Consider the following 17,901-nt stretch of genomic DNA (forward strand, 5'->3'; position numbering starts at 1 on the left):
GGAGATCAGCATCGCGAAGATGCTGTACTGCCTGAGCTGGCTCACGCCGCCCGCGGCCATTATGGCCAGCCGGGTGCGGAAATGGGCCTGTAGCTCAGTTGGTTAGAGCGCACCCCTGATAAGGGTGAGGTCAGAGGTTCAAATCCTCTCAGGCCCACCATTTCCATATCAGGCTTAAGGGGCCTTAGCTCAGCTGGGAGAGCACCTGCTTTGCAAGCAGGGGGTCATCGGTTCGATCCCGATAGGCTCCACCAGCCTGATACGCTTTAACAAGCGAACCAAGCACTCCAGGGATGAAGAAACGGAATTCCGGTTCCAGAGCAATCTGGACTCGGTACGCGGCATCTGGCCGCATCTTTGACATTGTGAATGGGTTTTTTAATCGATGCCGTGGCATGACGGTGTTCGGTCTATATGGCTGAATAACGTTCATGACACACAACAGATGTAATATCTGGCTGAGATTATCGTCCGCACCTAGTTAACAACCAGGCTTTTATGCAGGCCTGTCGTTGATGGTGTGGATTCTCAAGCGTGAGGTAAGAGCATTTGGTGGATGCCTTGGCACATACAGGCGATGAAGGACGTGGCACGCTGCGATAAGCGTCGGGGAGTTGTGAGCAAACTTTGATCCGGCGATTTCCGAATGGGGAAACCCACCTTCACCATTTCTCTCGATCTGCGGTTCGCCGCAGTTTGAGTGAGGTGGATAAGGTATCACCGAGGCGAATACATAGCTTTGGTGAAGCGAACCCGGGGAACTGAAACATCTCAGTACCCGGAGGAAAAGACATCAACCGAGATTCCGTTAGTAGTGGCGAGCGAACGCGGACCAGGCCAGTGCCTTCATTTCAACTAGCAAAACACTTTGGAAAGAGTGGCCGTAGTGGGTGACAGCCCCGTATGCGAAAGTGATGATGAAGGACTTGAGTAGGGCGGGACACGTGAAATCCTGTCTGAACATGGGGGGACCACCCTCCAAGCCTAAATACTCGTATGTGACCGATAGCGAACCAGTACCGTGAGGGAAAGGTGAAAAGCACCCCGATTAGGGGAGTGAAACAGTACCTGAAACCGAATGCTTACAAGCAGTTGGAGCTCCATAGGGAGTGACAGCGTACCTCTTGCATAATGGGTCAGTGACTTAATTTATCATGCAAGCTTAAGCCGTTAGGTGTAGGCGCAGCGAAAGCGAGTCTGAATAGGGCGACAGAGTATGATGAATTAGACCCGAAACCCGGCGATCTAGGCATGACCAGATTGAAGGTGCGGTAACACGCACTGGAGGATCGAACCGTTGCATGTTGAAAAATGCTCGGATGAGTTGTGTTTAGGGGTGAAAGGCCAATCAAGCCGGGAAATAGCTGGTTCTCCGCGAAATCTATTGAGGTAGAGCGTCGGATGATTGCCGATGGGGGTAGAGCACTGGATGGGCTAGGGGGTCGCGAGATCTACCAAACCTAACCAAACTCCGAATACCATCGAGTCTAGTCCGGCAGACAGACGGCGGGTGCTAAGGTCCGTCGTCAAAAGGGAAACAGCCCTAACCTACAGCTAAGGTCCCCAAGTCATCACTAAGTGGGAAAGCATGTGGGAATCCCAAAACAACCAGGAGGTTGGCTTAGAAGCAGCCATCCTTTAAAGAAAGCGTAACAGCTCACTGGTCTAAATAAGGGTTCCTGCGGCGAAGATGTATCGGGGCTAAAGTGATGCACCGAAGCTTAGGGTTCATAGTTTACTATGAGCGGTAGCGGAGCGTTCCGTAAGCGAGTGAAGCCGAAGGGTAACCGACGGTGGACGTATCGGAAGTGCGAATGCTGACATGAGTAGCGACAAACAGGGTGAGATGCCCTGTCGCCGAAAGACCAAGGGTTCCTACGCAATGCTAATCAGCGTAGGGTGAGCCGGCCCCTAAGACGAGCCCGAAGGGGGTAGTCGATGGGAACCACGTTAATATTCGTGGGCCTGAAGATGTGTGACGGATTGCGGAAGTAGTTCAACCTTATTGGATTGGTTGGGCTGCCAAGTAGTTCCAGGAAATAGCCTCTTCATATAGACCGTACCCGAAACCGACACAGGTGGTCAGGTAGAGTATACCAAGGCGCTTGAGAGAAGTATCCTGAAGGAACTCGGCAAATTGCCTCCGTACCTTCGGAAGAAGGAGGCCCTCTTTCTGCGCAAGCAGTCAGGGGGGGCACAGGCCAGGGGGTAGCGACTGTTTAGCAAAAACACAGGACTCTGCTAAGTCGGCTTCAAGACGACGTATAGGGTCTGACGCCTGCCCGGTGCTGGAAGGTTAAGAGGAGGAGTGCAAGCTCCGAATTGAAGCCCCAGTAAACGGCGGCCGTAACTATAACGGTCCTAAGGTAGCGAAATTCCTTGTCGGGTAAGTTCCGACCTGCACGAATGGCGTAACGACTTCCCCACTGTCTCCAGGATATGCTCAGCGAAATTGAATTCTCCGTGAAGATGCGGAGTACCCGCGGTTAGACGGAAAGACCCCGTGCACCTTTACTGCAGCTTCAGAGTGGCATTAGGAAAGAGTTGTGTAGCATAGGTGGGAGGCTTTGAAGCGAGAGCGCCAGTTCTCGTGGAGCCATAGGTGAAATACCACCCTGCTGTTTTCTGATGTCTAACCACGCACCGTTAGCCGGTGTTGGGACCCTCTGTGGCGGGTAGTTTGACTGGGGCGGTCGCCTCCTAAAGAGTAACGGAGGCGCGCGATGGTAGGCTCAGGCCGGTTGGAAACCGGCTGCAAGAGTGCAATGGCATAAGCCTGCCTGACTGCGAGACCGACAGGTCGAGCAGAGACGAAAGTCGGTCATAGTGATCCGGTGGTCCCTCGTGGAAGGGCCATCGCTCAACGGATAAAAGGTACGCCGGGGATAACAGGCTGATGATTCCCAAGAGCTCATATCGACGGAATCGTTTGGCACCTCGATGTCGGCTCATCACATCCTGGGGCTGGAGCAGGTCCCAAGGGTTTGGCTGTTCGCCAATTAAAGTGGTACGTGAGCTGGGTTCAGAACGTCGCGAGACAGTTTGGTCCCTATCTGCCGTGGGCGTCGATACTTGAAAGGAGTTGCCCCTAGTACGAGAGGACCGGGGTGAACGTGCCTCTGGTGTACCTGTCATCCTGCCAAGGGTGCCGCAGGGTAGCTATGCACGGACGGGATAACCGCTGAAAGCATCTAAGCGGGAAGCCTCCCTTAAGATTAGGTATCTTCGAACCGTCGTAGACCACGACGTTGATAGGCCGGGTGTGGAAGTGCAGTAATGTATGGAGCTAACCGGTCCTAATAGTTCTGATCGCGCTTGATGAATCCCACCATCAACGACAGTCTTGTGCTGTTGTTGACCGGACGGTCATCGCAGCCAGATCACCCACATCACTACAAGTGCATCGATTAAAATCCGCGACACGCCTGCTTCATTGCTTGGTGGCCATAGCGTTTGTGACCCACCCGATCCCATCTCGAACTCGGACGTGAAACCAAACAGCGCCGATGGTACTAACGCTTAAGCGTTGGAAGAGTAGGACGCCGCCAGGCATTGCAGCAGGCGTGAGCGCGAGACCCATTCACTTTGACATTCAAAAGCCGCTGCCGGTTCTACCGCGCGGCGGCTTTTTGGTCTCTGCATTGCCAGATGACCCTTATCGGTGACGCGGGGTGGAGCAGTCCGGTAGCTCGTCAGGCTCATAACCTGAAGGTCGTTGGTTCAAATCCAACCCCCGCAACCATCTTTACTTGCGACCCCGTAGCACCCGCTGCGGGGTTTTTGCTTTGCGTGGAAATCGTAAGGATTCCAGCAAGATCGCCCTGAACGTCGATCTCCACCTTGCCGTCGACCGGGGTTAGCACGATCTGATCCACGAGCGAGCGTAGCGTGTCTGCGGCCTCGATCCGCTTCCCCTCGTCTTCGTCCTGCAGGGCGTCGTAAAGCTGTTGGACCCGCTTGCGGTATTGCAGTGCCATACTTGGGTGCAGCAGCGGTGGCGGTTCGTCGGCTTCGGCCAGGAACAGTTCAAGTTCCTTCTTGCGTTTCTCAATCATCACCATCTTCGCGTTGAGCGCGTCAGCCGCCCCACCCTTCAGAATCAGATTGAGTAGCGTCTCAAGTTCCCGATCGATCTTCGCAATCTCCGCCTCAGCCGACGCGATTTCGGCGCGACCTTCCATGCGCAGCCGGTTCATCTCCTGCGTGAAGACTTCACAGAAATGGGCGAAGAGCTCCGGATCGACGAGTTTGGTACGCAGCGCGTTCAGCACGCGCGATTCCAACTCGTCGCGGCGGATGTTGACCCGGTTGTCGCATGTCCCCTTGTTGCGGGCCGTCGCACATCCGATCAGCGTCGCCGAGATCGCGGAATATCCACCGCCACAGCAGGAACATTTGGTCAGTCCCGAGAAGAGGTATTTGGGGCGGCGGCGGGTATTGATCCGGGAGAGATCGGCCTCGCCGTTCTCCTTACGCGCGATCTTGTTCTTCTCCTGCCGCGCCTTCACCGCGTTCCAGAGATCGTCATCGAGGATGCGCAGCTCCGGCGTTTCCTGGATGACCCATTCCTCTTCCGGGTTGGGGCGGGCCTGCCGCTTGCCGGTGTTCGGATCCTTGACGAAGCGCTGGCGGTTCCAGACGATCTTGCCGACATACATCTCGTTGTTGAGGATGCCGTTGCCGCGCTTCGGGTTGCCGTTGATCGTGCTGAAACCCCAGTCGCCGCCTGACGGAGCGGGAATGCCTTCCTTGTTCAGGGCGAAAGCGATGGTCTTGGCCGACTTGCCTGCGGCATAGTCGCGGAAGATGCGCCGGACGACCTCGGCCTGGAACTCGTTGATGGTGCGGTCGCCGCGGATCGGCTCGCCGTTCGCATCGAACTTCTTGACCACATCGTAGCCATAGGCATTGCCGCCACCCGATTTGCCCGCCTCGACGCGGCCACGTTGCCCGCGCCGAGTCTTGTCGGCCAGATCCTTCAGGAACAGCGCATTCATCGTGCCCTTGAGGCCAACATGCAGATGCGTCACTTCGCCTTCCGACAGGGTGAACATCTTCACGTCAGCATAGGACATGCGCTTGAAAATGCCCGCGATGTCTTCCTGGTCGCGGGAGAGGCGGTCCATCGCCTCGGCTAGGATCAGGTCGAAGCGGCCACCCATGGCATCGGCCATGAGCGCCTGAATGCCCGGCCGGATCAGCGAGGCGCCGGAGATCGCGTGGTCCGAATATTCCTCGACGATATGCCAGCCCTGCTTTTCGGCATGGAGGCGGCACATGCGGAACTGGTCGGCGATGGAAGCGTCGCGTTGATTGTCGGAAGAATAGCGGGCGTAGATCGCGACGTTCAAAATGTGGCTCCCATCCGTATCAGGAGGAGCGCTTCCTCCTTTGCCGTGACATCTTCACTTCCTCTGCATAGCACTCCTGCGCCGCCTGCCTCGCCAGGATGCCGACCAGACGCAGAAGGCGCGGGTCTGGAGCGCCGCGCGGCGTAAACGCCAGCTCCGGCTCGTCCAGCAGCAAGGATTCGAGCAGCGCTTCGCGCTCTCCTCCTGTCATCTTTGCTGTGTTTCCTGGGGCTCGCAAGGTCATAACTTACAGCATTCGCCCCGGAGGAAGCATAAGCAACGGAAATTGATGGCGAATATTCGGCGACAATTGGCGCGGGTGAGCGGGCTGTAGCGTAGCCCAGCGTGTCCCGGCGAGCCATGGCGTAGCAAAATAACCTATCGGAATCCCTCGCTGGCCCGGTCATCATTGGCCTCGTCGCCCCTCCTCATAAGGTCATTGACTGTTGATGTAATCCTAGCGTATTGTAATTCGCGATACAAGGCACTATGTGCCGACCAAGGAGATTCGCCATGGCCACGACCGCCGAACGCAAGGAATATCCGATCTCGATGCGCCTGCCCGAGGCGGATGTCGCAATGATCGACCGCGCCGCCAGCCTGCGCGGCCGCTCGCGCACCGATTTCGTGCGCGACGCCGCCGTGCGCGCGGCCGAGGAGGTCGTCATGGAGCAGGGGCTGATTCGGATGAGCCCGGAAGGCTTCGCCCAGTTCATGGATGTGCTGGCGCGTCCGGCCGCTCCGGTTCCGGAGATAGTAGAAGTCCTGAAGCGGCCCGCGCCATGGGAGCCCGGCTACGTGGCGAAGCGGTAAGCTCTTGCTCCTTTCTGGTCCTGAACCGCTCTCCGCCGAACACGATGTGTCCGAGTTCTCCTGTGGCAAGCCGACTCTTGACCACTGGCTGAAGACGCGCGCCCTCTCCAATCAGCAGAAGGGCTTCACAGCCGTTCTCGTCGTTCATGAGGCCCGGCGCGTGGTCGGCTACTACGGCCTTGCGCCTACCGGTGTGGTGCCTTCGGTTCTGCCGCGCTCGATCAGGACGGGGCAGCCGCCCAACCCGGTCCCCTGTATGCTGCTCGGCCAGCTCGCGACCGACACTGGATGGGCAGGGCTGGGCGTCGGGACCGGTCTTGTGAAGCATGCCCTCCAGCGCTGCGTTCAGGCCGCTTCGCTGATCGGCGGACGGGCCTTGCTGGTCAATGCCGTCGATGGTGAAGCCGCCGAATTCTGGAGGCGGCGAGGCTTCGAGCCGTCCAGGGATGATCCCCTGGTTCTGCTCCGGTCGATCAGCGACATCGCGGCGTCGCTCGGTGAGGCTGGAAGTTGAAAGCTTGGCTGGCCTCCAATCGTAGCGATCCGCCCCTTCACCCAGATTGCAGTAGATCAGATCCGCCCATGCAAATTCGTCTTCCGCCATTGTCCACATTCCACTGGCAGATGTTCGTGCTTTCCCTCGCCCTATTTTGGGCGGTCGGCGGCCTGCCGGAACCTGCCAAGGCTCAGCCTCGGCCGCAGATTGCGAAGTGCGTTCCCGGACAGGCTCGCACCGCCGACGAATATTGCCTCGTCGATGGTGACACGATCTGGATTGACGGGGAAAAGCTGCGCATGGAGGGCTATGACACCCCGGAACGGCTTTGTTGCATAACGTTGGAATGCCTTAAACCTATGATTACTTGATAATATTATACGACGCGGACGGTATTGGGCGTTCCTATTTGTGAGAAGCGATTGAGGATTGCGGCACGGACTTTGAGCTCGGTTATCTGACGCTCAAAGGTGCGCGCTGCGAGGCGGGAGCCCAGCAGCTTGAAGCAGTGCATTTTGGTTTCGACCAGACTGCGGCGATGATAGCCGCTCCACTTCTTCCAGATTGTCCGACCCAGATATTTCATCGCCCGCAGCGTCTCATTGCGGGCATCGACGCCGGGACCGTCCTTTGTCCATGATCGGCCGTTGCGGCGAACCGGGATGATCGGATCGGCGCCGCGTTCGGCAATGGCCGCATGGCAGTCTTTGGTGTCATAGGCACCGTCGCCACCGACGTTGACGATCCGCTCTTCGTCCGGGATCTGCGCCAGCAGGTCCGGCAGGGTCGGCGCATCGCCGGCGGCATTGGTCGTCCCTTCAATCGCCCGGATGTCGAGGGTCCCGGCGTCGATCCCGATATGCACCTTGCGCCACTGGCGACGCCGGGACGCGCCGTGCTTCCTCGTCTTCCACTCGCCTTCGCCCATCATCTTGATACCGGTGCTGTCCACCAGAAGGTGCAGGCCGCCTGAACTGGGGCGTCCGCCCAACTCCACCGGCAAGGTCCGCTGGCGGCGGCACAGTGTCGTATAATCCGGTACGGGCCAGTCCAGACCCGTCATCCTGAGCAGGCTTTGGACCAGCCCCGTCACCTGACGCAAAGGAAGCTGGAACAACCCCTTCAGCGTCAGGCAAAACTCGATCGCCTGAGCGGAAAAGCGCAGCGGACGTCCTGCACGCCCGTCCGGAACCGCAAACCACGCCATCCCAGGATCAAACCAAACCTCCAGCGACCCGCGCCTCTTCAGCGCAGCGTTATACTCGGGCCAGTTGGTCGTGCGATACTTCGTGGGCGTCGGCTTGGGCATCCCGACCATCTACGTCTTCCGATTCCTCAAGGGAATCCATCACTTTGATATGCAACAAAGCCTTTCTCGTTGCAATACAGCGGCATCGAAGAAATTCAACGGACTCTCGCTTCGACACCGATCCACAGTCATGCGGATGGATATTTATCGAGCGGCAGCCCTTCGCTGGTGGACCATTTTTTCATCAATCGGTTGGGCATCACGGTCTTGTCCTGCAATTTGCGGGACACGTCGATACCGCCGACAGGCAGGTTCGCCGGATCGAGCAGTCCCGCCTGCACCAGCACCGACGCCTGATCGAAATAGATATGCTCGTTATAGATCTTGCCGCCCCGGAACGATACGACGACGATCATCGGCACTTCGATATAGCGTCCGGTCGGCTCGATGTCTGGCAGCATCCACGATATTTCCGTGTCGTGGGTGAAGCACATGATCATTTCGTCCACCACGCGGTTGACACCGACGGTGCGTGAAATCGGAATGATCCGCGTGTCGGCCGGGTGCACGTCGCAGAAATGATATTTGTAGAACCGCAGCAGCATGTCATGGCCGACGCCGCCCATCACCGTAGAGGTGATGTTGACATAGGGATCCTCGACCATCGTATCCAGAACGGCATGGGCATCCTTGGTCACGAATTCATGGTACATATGCTGTTCCCACATGCCCTCCAGATCGAATTTCGGGCCGATCGCGGCGCGGATGATCGCAAGGGTGCGGATGTAGGCCAGTTCTTCCGCCGTGGGGGAGAAGAAGCCGCGATGCGGGTTGGCAAAGCCATGGTCGGCGCCGTTATACATCCATAGCGACATATGATCGTGCCGTTCCACCAGCGCGGCGATCGATGCGATGTCGGCCGCGCAATGCTGGTCGTCCGTGCCGAAGTGGAAGCCCAGCGGAATTTTGACCTGTTCCAGTTCTGCCAGATGATCGGTGATGCCGACGCCATAATAAGCCACGGCGCAGTCGATGTCAGTGCGGGCGGCCGCCATCGCGGCCAGTCGACCGCCCAGGCAAAAACCCACGGCGCCCACGCCGCCACGCTGTTCCGGCATCGCGCGCAGAGCGCCGATCGTCGCCTTTATATCGTCGATGGCCAGATTCAGGTCGAACTGCCGGTATATGTCCATCGCACGGTCGAATTGCGCGTCGGTCAGTTCGACCCCGGCTTCGATCCGCCAGTAAAGATCTGGCACAGTGACGACATAGCCGTCGCTTGCGAAACGATCAGCCATGTCGCGCATGAACTGCGTCACGCCGAACGCTTCCTGCAGCAGGACAAGGCCCGGCCCGCTGCCGCCTTCCGGCATCGCGACATAGGCGTTGAAGCGGCCGCCATCGGCCGCAGTGATTTCAACCAGATTACCCATCACTCATACTCCCTTGGCGTTCGCGGTGGATCAACATAAAGGCCACCCAGCCCCTCATCTCCGCCCGTTCAGTCGACCGAGCCACGCCAGATGGTCATGCCCCCATCGATCATGTGTGATGCGCCGGTGGTGAAGGAGGAGTCATCGGACGCGAGGTAGCAGACGAGCTTGCCAATCTCTTCGGGCGTTCCCATGCGCGGGATCAGGTTACCTCCGGTAAAGCCCTTGAGCGCGGCGGCGCGGACTTGCGGATCTTCGATGATGTCGAAATATTTGTCGAGCAGAGGCGTCTTGATCGTGCCGGGATTGATGCAATTGACCCGGATGCCGAACTGCGCCAGATCGACCGCCATCGCCTTGGTCAGCATCAATACGCCGCCCTTGGTCGCGCAATAGGCGGGCGATGCCGGCATGGCCGTGAAAGAGGCCATTGATGCGGTGTTGATGATCGACGCGCCCTTGGAATCGCGCAGCCAGGGCAGAGCGGCGCGCACAGCATACCAGATGGACCGCAGATTGACTTCGTAGACGAGGTCCCAGATGTCGTCGTCCATTTCATGCACAGCGGTTTTCTGGGCCAGATCGGTTTCGTGCGTACCGGCATTGTTGTGCAGCACGTCTATGCCACCGAAATGATCTGCCGCACGCTGCATCAATGCCTCGATCTCGGCCTTGTTGCGCACGTCGCAGGCGATGAACGTGGCATCGCCGCCCAGATCCCGAATTTCCGATACGGTTTTCTGCCCACCGTCGGGGTTGCGATCGCTAACGACGATCCGGCCGCCCGCCTTGGCCAGTTCGATCGCGCAGCCACGGCCAATGCCCTGGGCAGCGCCGGTCACGACGCAGACTTTTCCATTCATGCTGCTACTCATATCCGCTCTCCTAGCATGATTTGCCGCCGGCTTTCGGTGCCGATCCAGGCTTAGAAATAAAAAGAGTGATTGCTCACTCCTTATTTCAAAGCCTAATTTGCGTGTTATGCCGCGTCAAGATAGCAACGCTGAGATCCGTCGAGGTAAGAGTGAAAATCGGTCATGACGAAAAATCCGGAAGCCCTCGCCAGGCAACAGAAGCGCACGCAGATGCGCCGCGAACAGGTGCTTGCGGCTGCCGAGCAGTGTTTTCAGCGGGAGGGGTTTCACGCCGCCAGCGTAAATCGCATCGCGGCGGAGGCGGGCATGAGCGTGGGACATGTCTATCGTCATTTCGACAATAAAGAGGACATCATCCTCACCCTGTGCGAACGTAAATTCGCAGACTATATCAGTCATACGCCCCGCCTTGCCGTTCATACGAAGATGGATACGGATGCGGTCGTCGATACGGCGCTCGATGATTTCGATTGGCTGGTCGATCCGGTCCAGGCGCGATACGTCATGGATGTGTTCGCCGAATCGGGGCGTAGCGAACAGATCAACAGCATCGTGGCCGATCAGGACTATCGCCTGCGGCATAATGCTCGTGTCCTGCTGGAACCTTATTTCCCGCCCGAACGGCCTGAAGAACTGGAATGCAGGGTCGAAATGCTCGTCCTTGTGCTCGAAGGCCTGATGATGCGGACGGTGGCAAATCCCGAAGGCGACAAGGCGCGCTTGAAACTTGCCTTCCGCCACCTGATGCGAGCGATACTCCAGTAGCGCCTTCAGGCCGGACTGCCTCCGCCCCGGTCACGGGACCATGGGCTTGAACGGTCTGTCGATGAGGAACGGCACTGCCCGGGACCGAGGATTTGTCGCGCGTGCGCCTGGTTGACAGGTGAATATGCCTTCGCCCTTGACAAGCGAGATATTTATGGACATGTCCATTTAGAAGCAGGTACGGGTACTACGAACGCACCTTTGAATGTGCTGCTGGTAGCGGAGAGGATGTCCAAGTTATTTACTGTGCGGGAATGATCCTCGTGGCTGGATGGTCCGGCGTAGGGCTGGGAATGGCTGATTCCAGCAGTATGTTTAAATATTGATCAGGAGTTTAACAGGTTGACCGATAACGATGGGTCTGTTCGGGATCTGCTGGCAGATATGGGAGATGACCTGAAAAAGGGGCTTTTCTCTGCTCGCCTGTTTAACAACCGGGCGATCCATGACCTGGAATTGCGCCGAATTTTTGCGAAGTCCTGGGTCTTCATTGGTCACGAAACGGAGATTCCCAACCGCGGAGATTTTGTCACGCGCAATATCGGGGAAGACCCCTTCATCATGGTGCGTGATGACAAGGGCAGGATTCAGGTGCTGCTCAATGCCTGTCGCCATCGCGGCGCCCAAGTTTGCCGGGTGCAGGCGGGGAATAGCAAGGCGTTCGTATGTCCCTTTCACGGCTGGTCCTACCGCAACAGTGGAGACCTGCTGGGCGTGCCGGTGCGTACTCAGGGCTATGCCGCCCTGGATTTCAAGGAATGGGGGCTGTTTTCCGCGCCGCATGTCGAAAGCTATATGGGACTGGTTTTTGCCAATCTGGACCCGGATGCCGTGTCGTTCGAGGCGTATATGGGCGACTACAAATGGTATTTCGATATCCAGTTCGCCTTGTCGGAAGGCGGGATGGAGGTTCTGGGCGAACCGCATCGCTGGATCGTCGATGCCAACTGGAAGCAGGGCGCGGAGAATTTCTGCGGCGACAGCTCGCATACCCAGATGACGCACAAATCGGTGCTGGAAACGGGGATTATCGATCCGGTGTCGGCCGGCGCGCCCAAGGAAGGGACTGGTCTGCACATCCATGATTGCAGCGGTCATGCCATCAGTATCCGGCAATTGCCGGGCGAGGCGCCGTTCATATCCTATCCGCCCGAAGTGACGCAGCATTTCAAACCGGGGCGGCTCAATCAGGATCAGTTCGACCTGGCCGAGCGGTCGCTTTTGCAGAACGGCACGTTGTTTCCCAATTTTTCCTTCCTCCACATCGGCTTGAGCGACAGTCCGCAAAAGCCCCATGCCGGGTTCCTTACGCTGCGGGTCTGGCAGCCGAAGGGGCCGAACCAGATGGAAATCTGGAACTGGATTCTCGCGCCTGTGGAAGCATCGCCGGAATATAAGCGCCGCGCCTATCAGGTGGGGATGAGCAGCTTTAGTCCGTCGGGCAGTTTCGAGCAGGATGATGTCGCAGTATGGCCCAGTGTTGCCCGTACGGCAGCCACCATATTCGCTGAAATCAATAATATGCGCTTCAATTACCAGATGGGGCTTGGCGACATGAGTTCGTCCGAACCGATCAGGGACTGGGTCGGCCCCGGCGTCGCCAACTCGACCAATGCGGGGGAGGGCGGTCTGCGGACCTTTCACCACACATGGTACGAGCGAATGACCAACTCCAAGCTCGAACTCGACCATCATGACCACTGAAGCGCGACGCAACCCGGTGGGAACTATGCAAAACCATAAGTCCGTCGATCTCGATACCGAGCGGGCCTGCACGGCTTTCCTGTTGCAGGAGGCCGAGTATCTCGATGATCGCCGGTTCGGCGACTGGCTGGGCATGATCGATCCGGAGATTGACTATACCGCGCCGGTGCGCACGTCCCGTGAGAATTGGGATGGTGACGGCATCAGCAAAACGGCCTTTTATCTGGAAGAGGATTATCCCTCGATCGAGATGCGGGTGAAGCGGCTGGGGTCGCGCTATGCCTGGTCGGAAAGCCCGGCCACCCGCACGCGGCGGATGGTCGGCAATATCCGCTTTGGCGGATGGTCGGATGATGGCGCACGGGTCGCGGTGCGCAGCAATGTTGCGATCTTCTGCCACCGGGGCGATGCGCCGCATCCGCATATCCTGACTGCCGAACGGTTCGACAGTCTGCGGGTAAGCGACGGCGCGGTGAGCCTCGTCAAGCGGGTCGCGGTGTTGGATACGGCAGTGCTCGGCCTGGAATCCCTTTCGATCTTTTTGTAAAGGAGCAGGGCAATTGGCCAAGCTTTCCCTCAGCTATGCCGGGCATTTGTCCGATCGGGTACGTGACCTCTACCACGGTGTGGTCGCACCCGAAGGTATCGACCTGCATTTCATTCCCATGTCGCCGGTGCAGGCGTTCAACCGCATGCTGCGCGGTGAATTCGATTGCGGAGAAATGTCCTTCTCCACCTATGTGATCAAGGCCGCTCAGCGCGCGTTGCCGTTTGTCGCGATCCCGGTTTTTCCCTCGCGCGCCTTTCGTCACGGCAATATCTATGTGAACCGCGCCGCCGGGATCGCGACGCCTGAGGACCTGAAGGGCAAGCGAGTGGGCGTGCCCGAATATGCGATGACCGCCGCCGTCTGGGCGCGCGGTGCGCTGATGCAGGAATATGGCGTCGACCCCGCGCAGATACGCTGGGTCACCGGCGGCTTGCAGGGTCCGGGGCGTCGGCCGCTGGTCGAAACGTCGATCCCCGGCGTCAGCATCGAGCATGAGGACACGCGCGGGCTGAACGACATGCTGCTGACCGGCGAGATCGATGCGCTGATCGCGCCGCAGACGCCGCCCTCGCTGCGGCAGGGTGATGATCGTATCGCTTATCTGTTCGCCGATGTGCCCGGTGTCGAACGAGATTATTTTCGTAAGACCGGCATTTTCCCGATCATGCACACGGTCGTCATCCGCAAGGATGTCTATGAGAAAAACCCGTGGATCGCCGTCAGCCTCCTCGATGCGTTCGAAAAGAGCAAGGCGAACTGCATGGCCGAGCTGAATATCGACGAACCGCTGCCCATATCGTTGCCGTGGATCGGCCAGTATGTGCAGTCGATCCGTGAGGTCTTCGGCGACGATTTCTGGCCCTATGGCGTGGAGAAGAACCGGACGACGATCGACGCGCTGTGCGGGTTCCTGCACGATCAGGGGATCGCCCAGCGACGCGTTGCGGTCGATGAACTGTTCGCCGAGGCGATCCACGCCGCTGGTCAGATCAAGCTGTAGGACGGATCGTCATGACCTCCACAGGGCATCCCGTCATGCGACTGGGCATCATCGGCCTTGGCGGCGCGGCCAAGCAGATGCTGCCCAGTTTCACCAGCCACCCCCATGTCACGATAACGGCAGCGGCCGATCCACGCGCCGAGGCGCGGGCGGCTTTTGAAAAGGAACTGGGCGGGCGGTCCTTTGCCCAGGCGGCGGACCTGTGTGCCTCCCCCGACGTCGATGTCGTCTATGTCGCGACCCCGCACCAGATGCACAGGGATCATGCGACGCAGGCGGCGCTGGCGGGCAAGCATGTCATCATCGAAAAACCGATGGCGCTGACGCTGGAGGAATGTGGCGACATCATCGATGTGGCGGCCGCCAACAATGTGCATCTGGTCGTCGGGCACACGCATGGTTTCAACGCGCCGATCATGAAGATGCGCGCCATGATCCGGGCCGGGGCCATCGGCCCGGTGTCCATGATCAACAACTGGACCTATGGCAATTTCCTATACCGTCCCCGTCGACCGGAAGAATTGCGGACGCAGGACGGCGGCGGCATCATCTATAATCAGGTGCCGCATCAGGTCGATATCGTGCGGTTACTGGGCGGCGGCATGGTGCGTTCGGTGCGTTCGATGGTGTGGACGCTGGACCCGGAACGGCCGACAGAGGGCGCGCATACGACTTTCCTGCAATTTGAAGACGGGGCTGCGGCGTCGCTCGCCTACAGCGCCTATGATTATTTCGACACGGACGAATTTCACGAATGGGTGGGGGAACTGGGCGAACCCAGGGCGCCCGGTCGGCAGGGCGCGTCCCGCATCGCATTGGCCCGGATCAGCGATACGCAGGCGGAGATCGACCTGAAGGCGGCGGGCGGCTTTGGCGGCGATCGCAAGCTGGCCACGCCCCCGCAGGCGGAATGGAACCAGCCGCATTTCGGTATCACCATCGTTAGTGGCCCGGACGGCGATCTGCGCCAGTCCGCCCGCGGCGTGCTGCTGTACGGCAAGGAGGGGCGGCGCGAGATTCCGATCGATCCCCCTCGCGCCTTTCCTGACAAATGCGGGGTCATCGATGAAATGTACGATGCCTTCACTGGGGTCCGTCCGGTGATCCATGACGGGGCATGGGGCCGGGCGACGATGGAAGTGTGCCAGGCGATCCTGCGATCCGCGCAGGAAAGCCGCGAGATATTCCTCTCCCATCAGGTGCCCGTGCGGGACTGAAAAATGGCGGGGGACTGACATAATTTTAGGAGACGGCCATGCAGGCGACAGATTTCAGGGGCCTTTACGGCATCATTCACACGCCCGCCAAAGCAGGTGCGCAGGCGCTGACTGCGAAAAACACCGTCGATCTCGACGAGACGGAACGATTGCTGAACCAGTTGATCTCGGACGGCGTCAGCGGCCTCATCATGTTGGGCACGACCGGCGAATGTGCGACGCTCTCCGCCGCAGATTATCGCGCCTTTGTCGATTGCGCGATCAGTACGGTGGCGGGGCGGGTGCCGCTCGTCGTCGGCGCGACCGCGATGGGCGGGCATGAGGCGGCCGAACGGCTCGATTTCGCGCAGGCGCAGGGCGCGGATTGCGCGATGCTGGGCTTGCCGATGTGGCAGCCCTGCACATCCGACATGGCGGTGCGCTTCTATACGGAGGTGTCGGCGGCTTTTCCCCGGCTGCCTATCATGATCTACGCCAATGCCCGCGCATTCCGCTTTTCCTTCCCCACCGACTTCTGGGGCCGCGTCGCCCGATCGGCGCCGACCGTGACGAGTGTGAAGGCATCGCAGCCGACCAATCTGGCGGAAAATATCGCGGCAACGGAAGGGCGGGTGCATTTCATGCCCAGCGATATGGTCGTCACCAAATTTCAGGCGATCGCGCCGGACGCGACCACATCCTGCTGGGCGACGGCGGCCGCCATGGGCCCCGAACCGTCGAGGGCGTTGATCGACGCAATACTGGCGCAGGATGCCGGTCGCACGGCGTTGCTGGCCGAGCGGCTTGCATGGGCCAATGCGCCGTTGGGACCGATGCTGAGCAATGCCGAGCTGTTCGCCAGCTATAATATCCAGGTCGAAAAGACCCGCATCGCCGAGGCCGGTTACAGCGTGCCCGGCCCGTGTCGCCCACCCTATGACGTGTTCCCGGAGGAATATGCCGAAGCGTCGCGGGAGTGTGGCCGTCGCTGGAAACTGTTGCGCGAAGAAGTGGCTGCAATGAAGGAGACAGCGCTGTGAGCATCGGGACGCCTGTCAAGGATCCCGCTATCCGCGCCGAACTGGAAGCACTGATCGCCGAGCATGCCTATCGGCTGGATTTTCATCTGTCGGAAAATCTGGGCGATCTCTACACGGAAGATGGCTGCCTGATCGGTGCCGGGCCGGACTGTATCGGACGCGAGGCGGTCAATGCCTATGGTCGCAGCCGGGCTGAGGTCCGGACGCGTCGTGCCCGCCATGTGGCGACCAATTTCCGATTCTGGGAAGATGGCGCCGATCAGATCAGGGGCGTGTGCTTCATCATGCTGTTCCGGTCGAGCGGCCCGGACCTGACCCCGGCGGAGCCGATTGCGCTGGCGGACGCACATGACATCTACCGGCGCGAAGCGGAGGGCGTATGGCGCATCCGCGAACGCCGGATCGTCCTGTCGTTCGAATCCGAAGCCCACAAAGCCAAATAATCATACAGGTTCATCCGCCGGAAGCGCGGAGCATCTTCAAGGAGAGTTGTTATGGCCTATACGGATTTTTCCGGGTAAAGCCTGACCGAACTGGTATCGCTCGCCGGCCGCACCGCCGTTGTCACGGGCGGCGGCGCAGGGCTTGGCCGCGCGATAGCGCTGCGTCTTGCGGAAGCGGGCGCGACGCTGGTCATCGGGGACCTTAATCAGGCCGAAGCGCAGGCGGTCGCGACCGATCTGACGCAGTTCGGCGGCCAGCATCATGGCGTCGGCATGGATGTGCGCGACCATGACTCGATCACGGCGCTTGCCGATCTGGCTGTGGCACGGACGGGCCAGCTCGACATCTGGGTGAACAATGCCGGCATCTTCCCCGCCGGCGGCGTGCTCGAAATCACCGACAGCGATTGGGGGACGGTGCTCGCCATCAACCTGCGGGGCACGTTTTTCGGCGCGCGTGAGGCGGCGTTGCGGATGAAGCAGAACAGGGGCGTGATTATCAATCTGGCGTCGACTGCCGGGTTTGATTGCACCAACGGCCTGAACCCTGCTCATTATGTGGCGTCCAAACATGCGGTGGTGGGCCTGACCAAAAGCCTTGCGGTCGAACTGGGGCACAAGGGCATTCGCGTGGTTGGCGTCGCCCCGACGATGACCGAAACGGACGGCGTCGCGGCCATGCGCCGTCGTGGCGAGGAGGTGAACGCCGGGTTGAACATGTTTGCCAGCCGCCTGCCGCTGGGACGATCGGGGCGGCCCGACGACGTTGCGCGTGTCGTCCAGTTCCTCGCGTCGAACATGGCCGGCTTTGTGACCGGCAGCGTCATTCCCGTCGATGGAGGAGAATTGGCCGGCTGATCGATCGCGCGGCCTGTCCGGCGGACAGGTCAGGCGCGGGCAATCACTCTCCGCCCGCACCTGTGGGCGCGCGATCAGTGCCCGATTGACCTATGCCGGTCGCGCGGTCATTGCATTTGGATCCGCAG

General features: G+C 59.5%; 17 protein-coding genes, 3 tRNA genes and 2 rRNA genes. 16 read left to right on the forward strand and 6 right to left on the reverse strand.

Annotation, left to right across the window (positions count from 1 at the left end):
• Positions 1–83 precede the first annotated feature (83 nt).
• The 5 genes from AB433_RS00620 to AB433_RS00640 all read left to right on the forward strand — a co-directional run bounded on the left by AB433_RS00620 (position 84) and on the right by AB433_RS00640 (position 3,742).
• Positions 84–160, forward strand: a tRNA-Ile gene (locus AB433_RS00620).
• Positions 161–178: 18 nt separating this feature from the next.
• Positions 179–254, forward strand: a tRNA-Ala gene (locus tag AB433_RS00625).
• A 275-nt stretch (positions 255–529) separates the two neighbouring features.
• Positions 530–3,320, forward strand: a 23S ribosomal RNA gene (locus AB433_RS00630).
• A gap of 116 nt (positions 3,321–3,436) precedes the next feature.
• A 5S ribosomal RNA gene (rrf, locus tag AB433_RS00635) occupies positions 3,437–3,551 on the forward strand.
• Between the two features lie 114 nt (positions 3,552–3,665).
• A tRNA-Met gene (locus tag AB433_RS00640) sits at positions 3,666–3,742 on the forward strand.
• On the opposite strand, the gene AB433_RS19770 is transcribed toward AB433_RS00640, so the two are convergent.
• Both AB433_RS19770 and AB433_RS00655 read right to left on the reverse strand, forming a co-directional pair.
• Positions 3,699–5,351, reverse strand: coding sequence for a recombinase family protein (locus AB433_RS19770; protein ID WP_082135001.1), 1,653 nt, complete (start codon positions 5,349–5,351; stop codon positions 3,699–3,701). The genes AB433_RS00640 and AB433_RS19770 overlap by 44 nt on opposite strands.
• A gap of 19 nt (positions 5,352–5,370) precedes the next feature.
• Positions 5,371–5,562 (reverse strand): hypothetical protein, encoded by a 192-nt coding sequence (locus AB433_RS00655; protein WP_245626541.1) that lies wholly within the window; start codon positions 5,560–5,562, stop codon positions 5,371–5,373.
• Positions 5,563–5,864: 302 nt separating this feature from the next.
• Here AB433_RS00655 and AB433_RS00660 point away from each other — a divergent pair, with 302 nt between their 5' ends.
• The 3 genes from AB433_RS00660 to AB433_RS00670 all read left to right on the forward strand — a co-directional run bounded on the left by AB433_RS00660 (position 5,865) and on the right by AB433_RS00670 (position 7,031).
• A complete protein-coding gene (locus AB433_RS00660) occupies positions 5,865–6,164 on the forward strand; it encodes a type II toxin-antitoxin system TacA family antitoxin (protein WP_047819531.1) in 300 nt (99 codons plus the stop codon).
• A gap of 46 nt (positions 6,165–6,210) precedes the next feature.
• Positions 6,211–6,678: a GNAT family N-acetyltransferase gene (locus AB433_RS00665; RefSeq protein WP_245626542.1), complete on the forward strand. Its 468-nt coding sequence runs from the start codon at positions 6,211–6,213 to the stop codon at positions 6,676–6,678.
• 68 nt (positions 6,679–6,746) lie between these two features.
• Entirely contained in the window at positions 6,747–7,031 is a 285-nt protein-coding gene (locus AB433_RS00670) for a hypothetical protein (protein ID WP_047822936.1), read from the forward strand.
• A gap of 5 nt (positions 7,032–7,036) precedes the next feature.
• Here AB433_RS00670 and AB433_RS00675 read toward each other — a convergent pair whose 3' ends face one another.
• From AB433_RS00675 to AB433_RS00685, 3 genes are all read right to left on the reverse strand, one after another.
• Positions 7,037–7,969 carry an IS5 family transposase gene (locus AB433_RS00675; protein ID WP_047822938.1) on the reverse strand — a complete coding sequence of 311 codons (933 nt, stop codon included), beginning with the start codon at positions 7,967–7,969 and terminating at the stop codon, positions 7,037–7,039.
• 128 nt (positions 7,970–8,097) lie between these two features.
• Positions 8,098–9,342 carry a dienelactone hydrolase family protein gene (locus AB433_RS00680; protein WP_218916901.1) on the reverse strand — a complete coding sequence of 415 codons (1,245 nt, stop codon included), beginning with the start codon at positions 9,340–9,342 and terminating at the stop codon, positions 8,098–8,100.
• Between the two features lie 68 nt (positions 9,343–9,410).
• Entirely contained in the window at positions 9,411–10,217 is an 807-nt protein-coding gene (locus tag AB433_RS00685; RefSeq protein WP_047819534.1) for an SDR family NAD(P)-dependent oxidoreductase, read from the reverse strand.
• 162 nt (positions 10,218–10,379) lie between these two features.
• On the opposite strand from AB433_RS00685, the gene AB433_RS00690 reads away from it, so the two are divergent.
• Positions 10,380–10,982 carry a TetR/AcrR family transcriptional regulator gene (locus AB433_RS00690; protein WP_047819535.1) on the forward strand — a complete coding sequence of 201 codons (603 nt, stop codon included), beginning with the start codon at positions 10,380–10,382 and terminating at the stop codon, positions 10,980–10,982.
• Between the two features lie 315 nt (positions 10,983–11,297).
• Here AB433_RS00690 and AB433_RS21145 read toward each other — a convergent pair whose 3' ends face one another.
• Complete coding sequence (locus AB433_RS21145; RefSeq protein WP_245626739.1) at positions 11,298–11,597, reverse strand: ATP-binding protein; 300 nt, start codon at positions 11,595–11,597, stop codon at positions 11,298–11,300.
• Here AB433_RS21145 and AB433_RS00695 point away from each other — a divergent pair.
• The 7 genes from AB433_RS00695 to AB433_RS00725 all read left to right on the forward strand — a co-directional run bounded on the left by AB433_RS00695 (position 11,490) and on the right by AB433_RS00725 (position 17,773).
• Positions 11,490–12,686: an aromatic ring-hydroxylating dioxygenase subunit alpha gene (locus AB433_RS00695; protein ID WP_245626707.1), complete on the forward strand. Its 1,197-nt coding sequence runs from the start codon at positions 11,490–11,492 to the stop codon at positions 12,684–12,686. The genes AB433_RS21145 and AB433_RS00695 overlap by 108 nt on opposite strands.
• 25 nt (positions 12,687–12,711) lie before the next feature.
• On the forward strand, positions 12,712–13,233 hold the full coding sequence (locus AB433_RS00700) for an aromatic-ring-hydroxylating dioxygenase subunit beta (protein ID WP_047822943.1): 522 nt from the start codon (positions 12,712–12,714) through the stop codon (positions 13,231–13,233).
• Positions 13,234–13,246: 13 nt separating this feature from the next.
• A complete protein-coding gene (locus AB433_RS00705) occupies positions 13,247–14,236 on the forward strand; it encodes an ABC transporter substrate-binding protein (protein ID WP_047819536.1) in 990 nt (329 codons plus the stop codon).
• Between the two features lie 11 nt (positions 14,237–14,247).
• Positions 14,248–15,453, forward strand: coding sequence for a Gfo/Idh/MocA family protein (locus tag AB433_RS00710; RefSeq protein WP_047819537.1), 1,206 nt, complete (start codon positions 14,248–14,250; stop codon positions 15,451–15,453).
• A 38-nt stretch (positions 15,454–15,491) separates the two neighbouring features.
• Positions 15,492–16,472, forward strand: coding sequence for a dihydrodipicolinate synthase family protein (locus tag AB433_RS00715; protein WP_047819538.1), 981 nt, complete (start codon positions 15,492–15,494; stop codon positions 16,470–16,472).
• Positions 16,469–16,915 (forward strand): nuclear transport factor 2 family protein, encoded by a 447-nt coding sequence (locus AB433_RS19255; protein ID WP_053058918.1) that lies wholly within the window; start codon positions 16,469–16,471, stop codon positions 16,913–16,915. Before AB433_RS00715 ends, AB433_RS19255 begins: the two co-directional genes overlap by 4 nt.
• Before the next feature lie 159 nt (positions 16,916–17,074).
• Positions 17,075–17,773 carry an SDR family NAD(P)-dependent oxidoreductase gene (locus AB433_RS00725; protein ID WP_245626708.1) on the forward strand — a complete coding sequence of 233 codons (699 nt, stop codon included), beginning with the start codon at positions 17,075–17,077 and terminating at the stop codon, positions 17,771–17,773.
• Positions 17,774–17,901 lie beyond the last annotated feature (128 nt).

The organism is Croceicoccus naphthovorans (assembly GCF_001028705.1).
Taxonomy (GTDB): Bacteria; Pseudomonadota; Alphaproteobacteria; order Sphingomonadales; family Sphingomonadaceae; genus Croceicoccus; species Croceicoccus naphthovorans.

Coding starts and splice junctions, on each gene's coding strand:
- AB433_RS00710 (WP_047819537.1), top strand. CDS start 14,248: ATGACCTCCACAGGGCATCCCGTCATGCGACTGGGCATCATCGGCCTT.
- AB433_RS00690 (WP_047819535.1), top strand. CDS start 10,380: ATGACGAAAAATCCGGAAGCCCTCGCCAGGCAACAGAAGCGCACGCAG.
- AB433_RS00660 (WP_047819531.1), top strand. CDS start 5,865: ATGGCCACGACCGCCGAACGCAAGGAATATCCGATCTCGATGCGCCTG.
- AB433_RS00655 (WP_245626541.1), bottom strand. CDS start 5,562: ATGACAGGAGGAGAGCGCGAAGCGCTGCTCGAATCCTTGCTGCTGGAC.
- AB433_RS00685 (WP_047819534.1), bottom strand. CDS start 10,217: ATGAGTAGCAGCATGAATGGAAAAGTCTGCGTCGTGACCGGCGCTGCC.
- AB433_RS00700 (WP_047822943.1), top strand. CDS start 12,712: ATGCAAAACCATAAGTCCGTCGATCTCGATACCGAGCGGGCCTGCACG.
- AB433_RS00670 (WP_047822936.1), top strand. CDS start 6,747: ATGCAAATTCGTCTTCCGCCATTGTCCACATTCCACTGGCAGATGTTC.
- AB433_RS00675 (WP_047822938.1), bottom strand. CDS start 7,969: ATGCCCAAGCCGACGCCCACGAAGTATCGCACGACCAACTGGCCCGAG.
- AB433_RS00680 (WP_218916901.1), bottom strand. CDS start 9,342: ATGGGTAATCTGGTTGAAATCACTGCGGCCGATGGCGGCCGCTTCAAC.
- AB433_RS00715 (WP_047819538.1), top strand. CDS start 15,492: ATGCAGGCGACAGATTTCAGGGGCCTTTACGGCATCATTCACACGCCC.
- AB433_RS21145 (WP_245626739.1), bottom strand. CDS start 11,597: ATGGCGACAGGCATTGAGCAGCACCTGAATCCTGCCCTTGTCATCACG.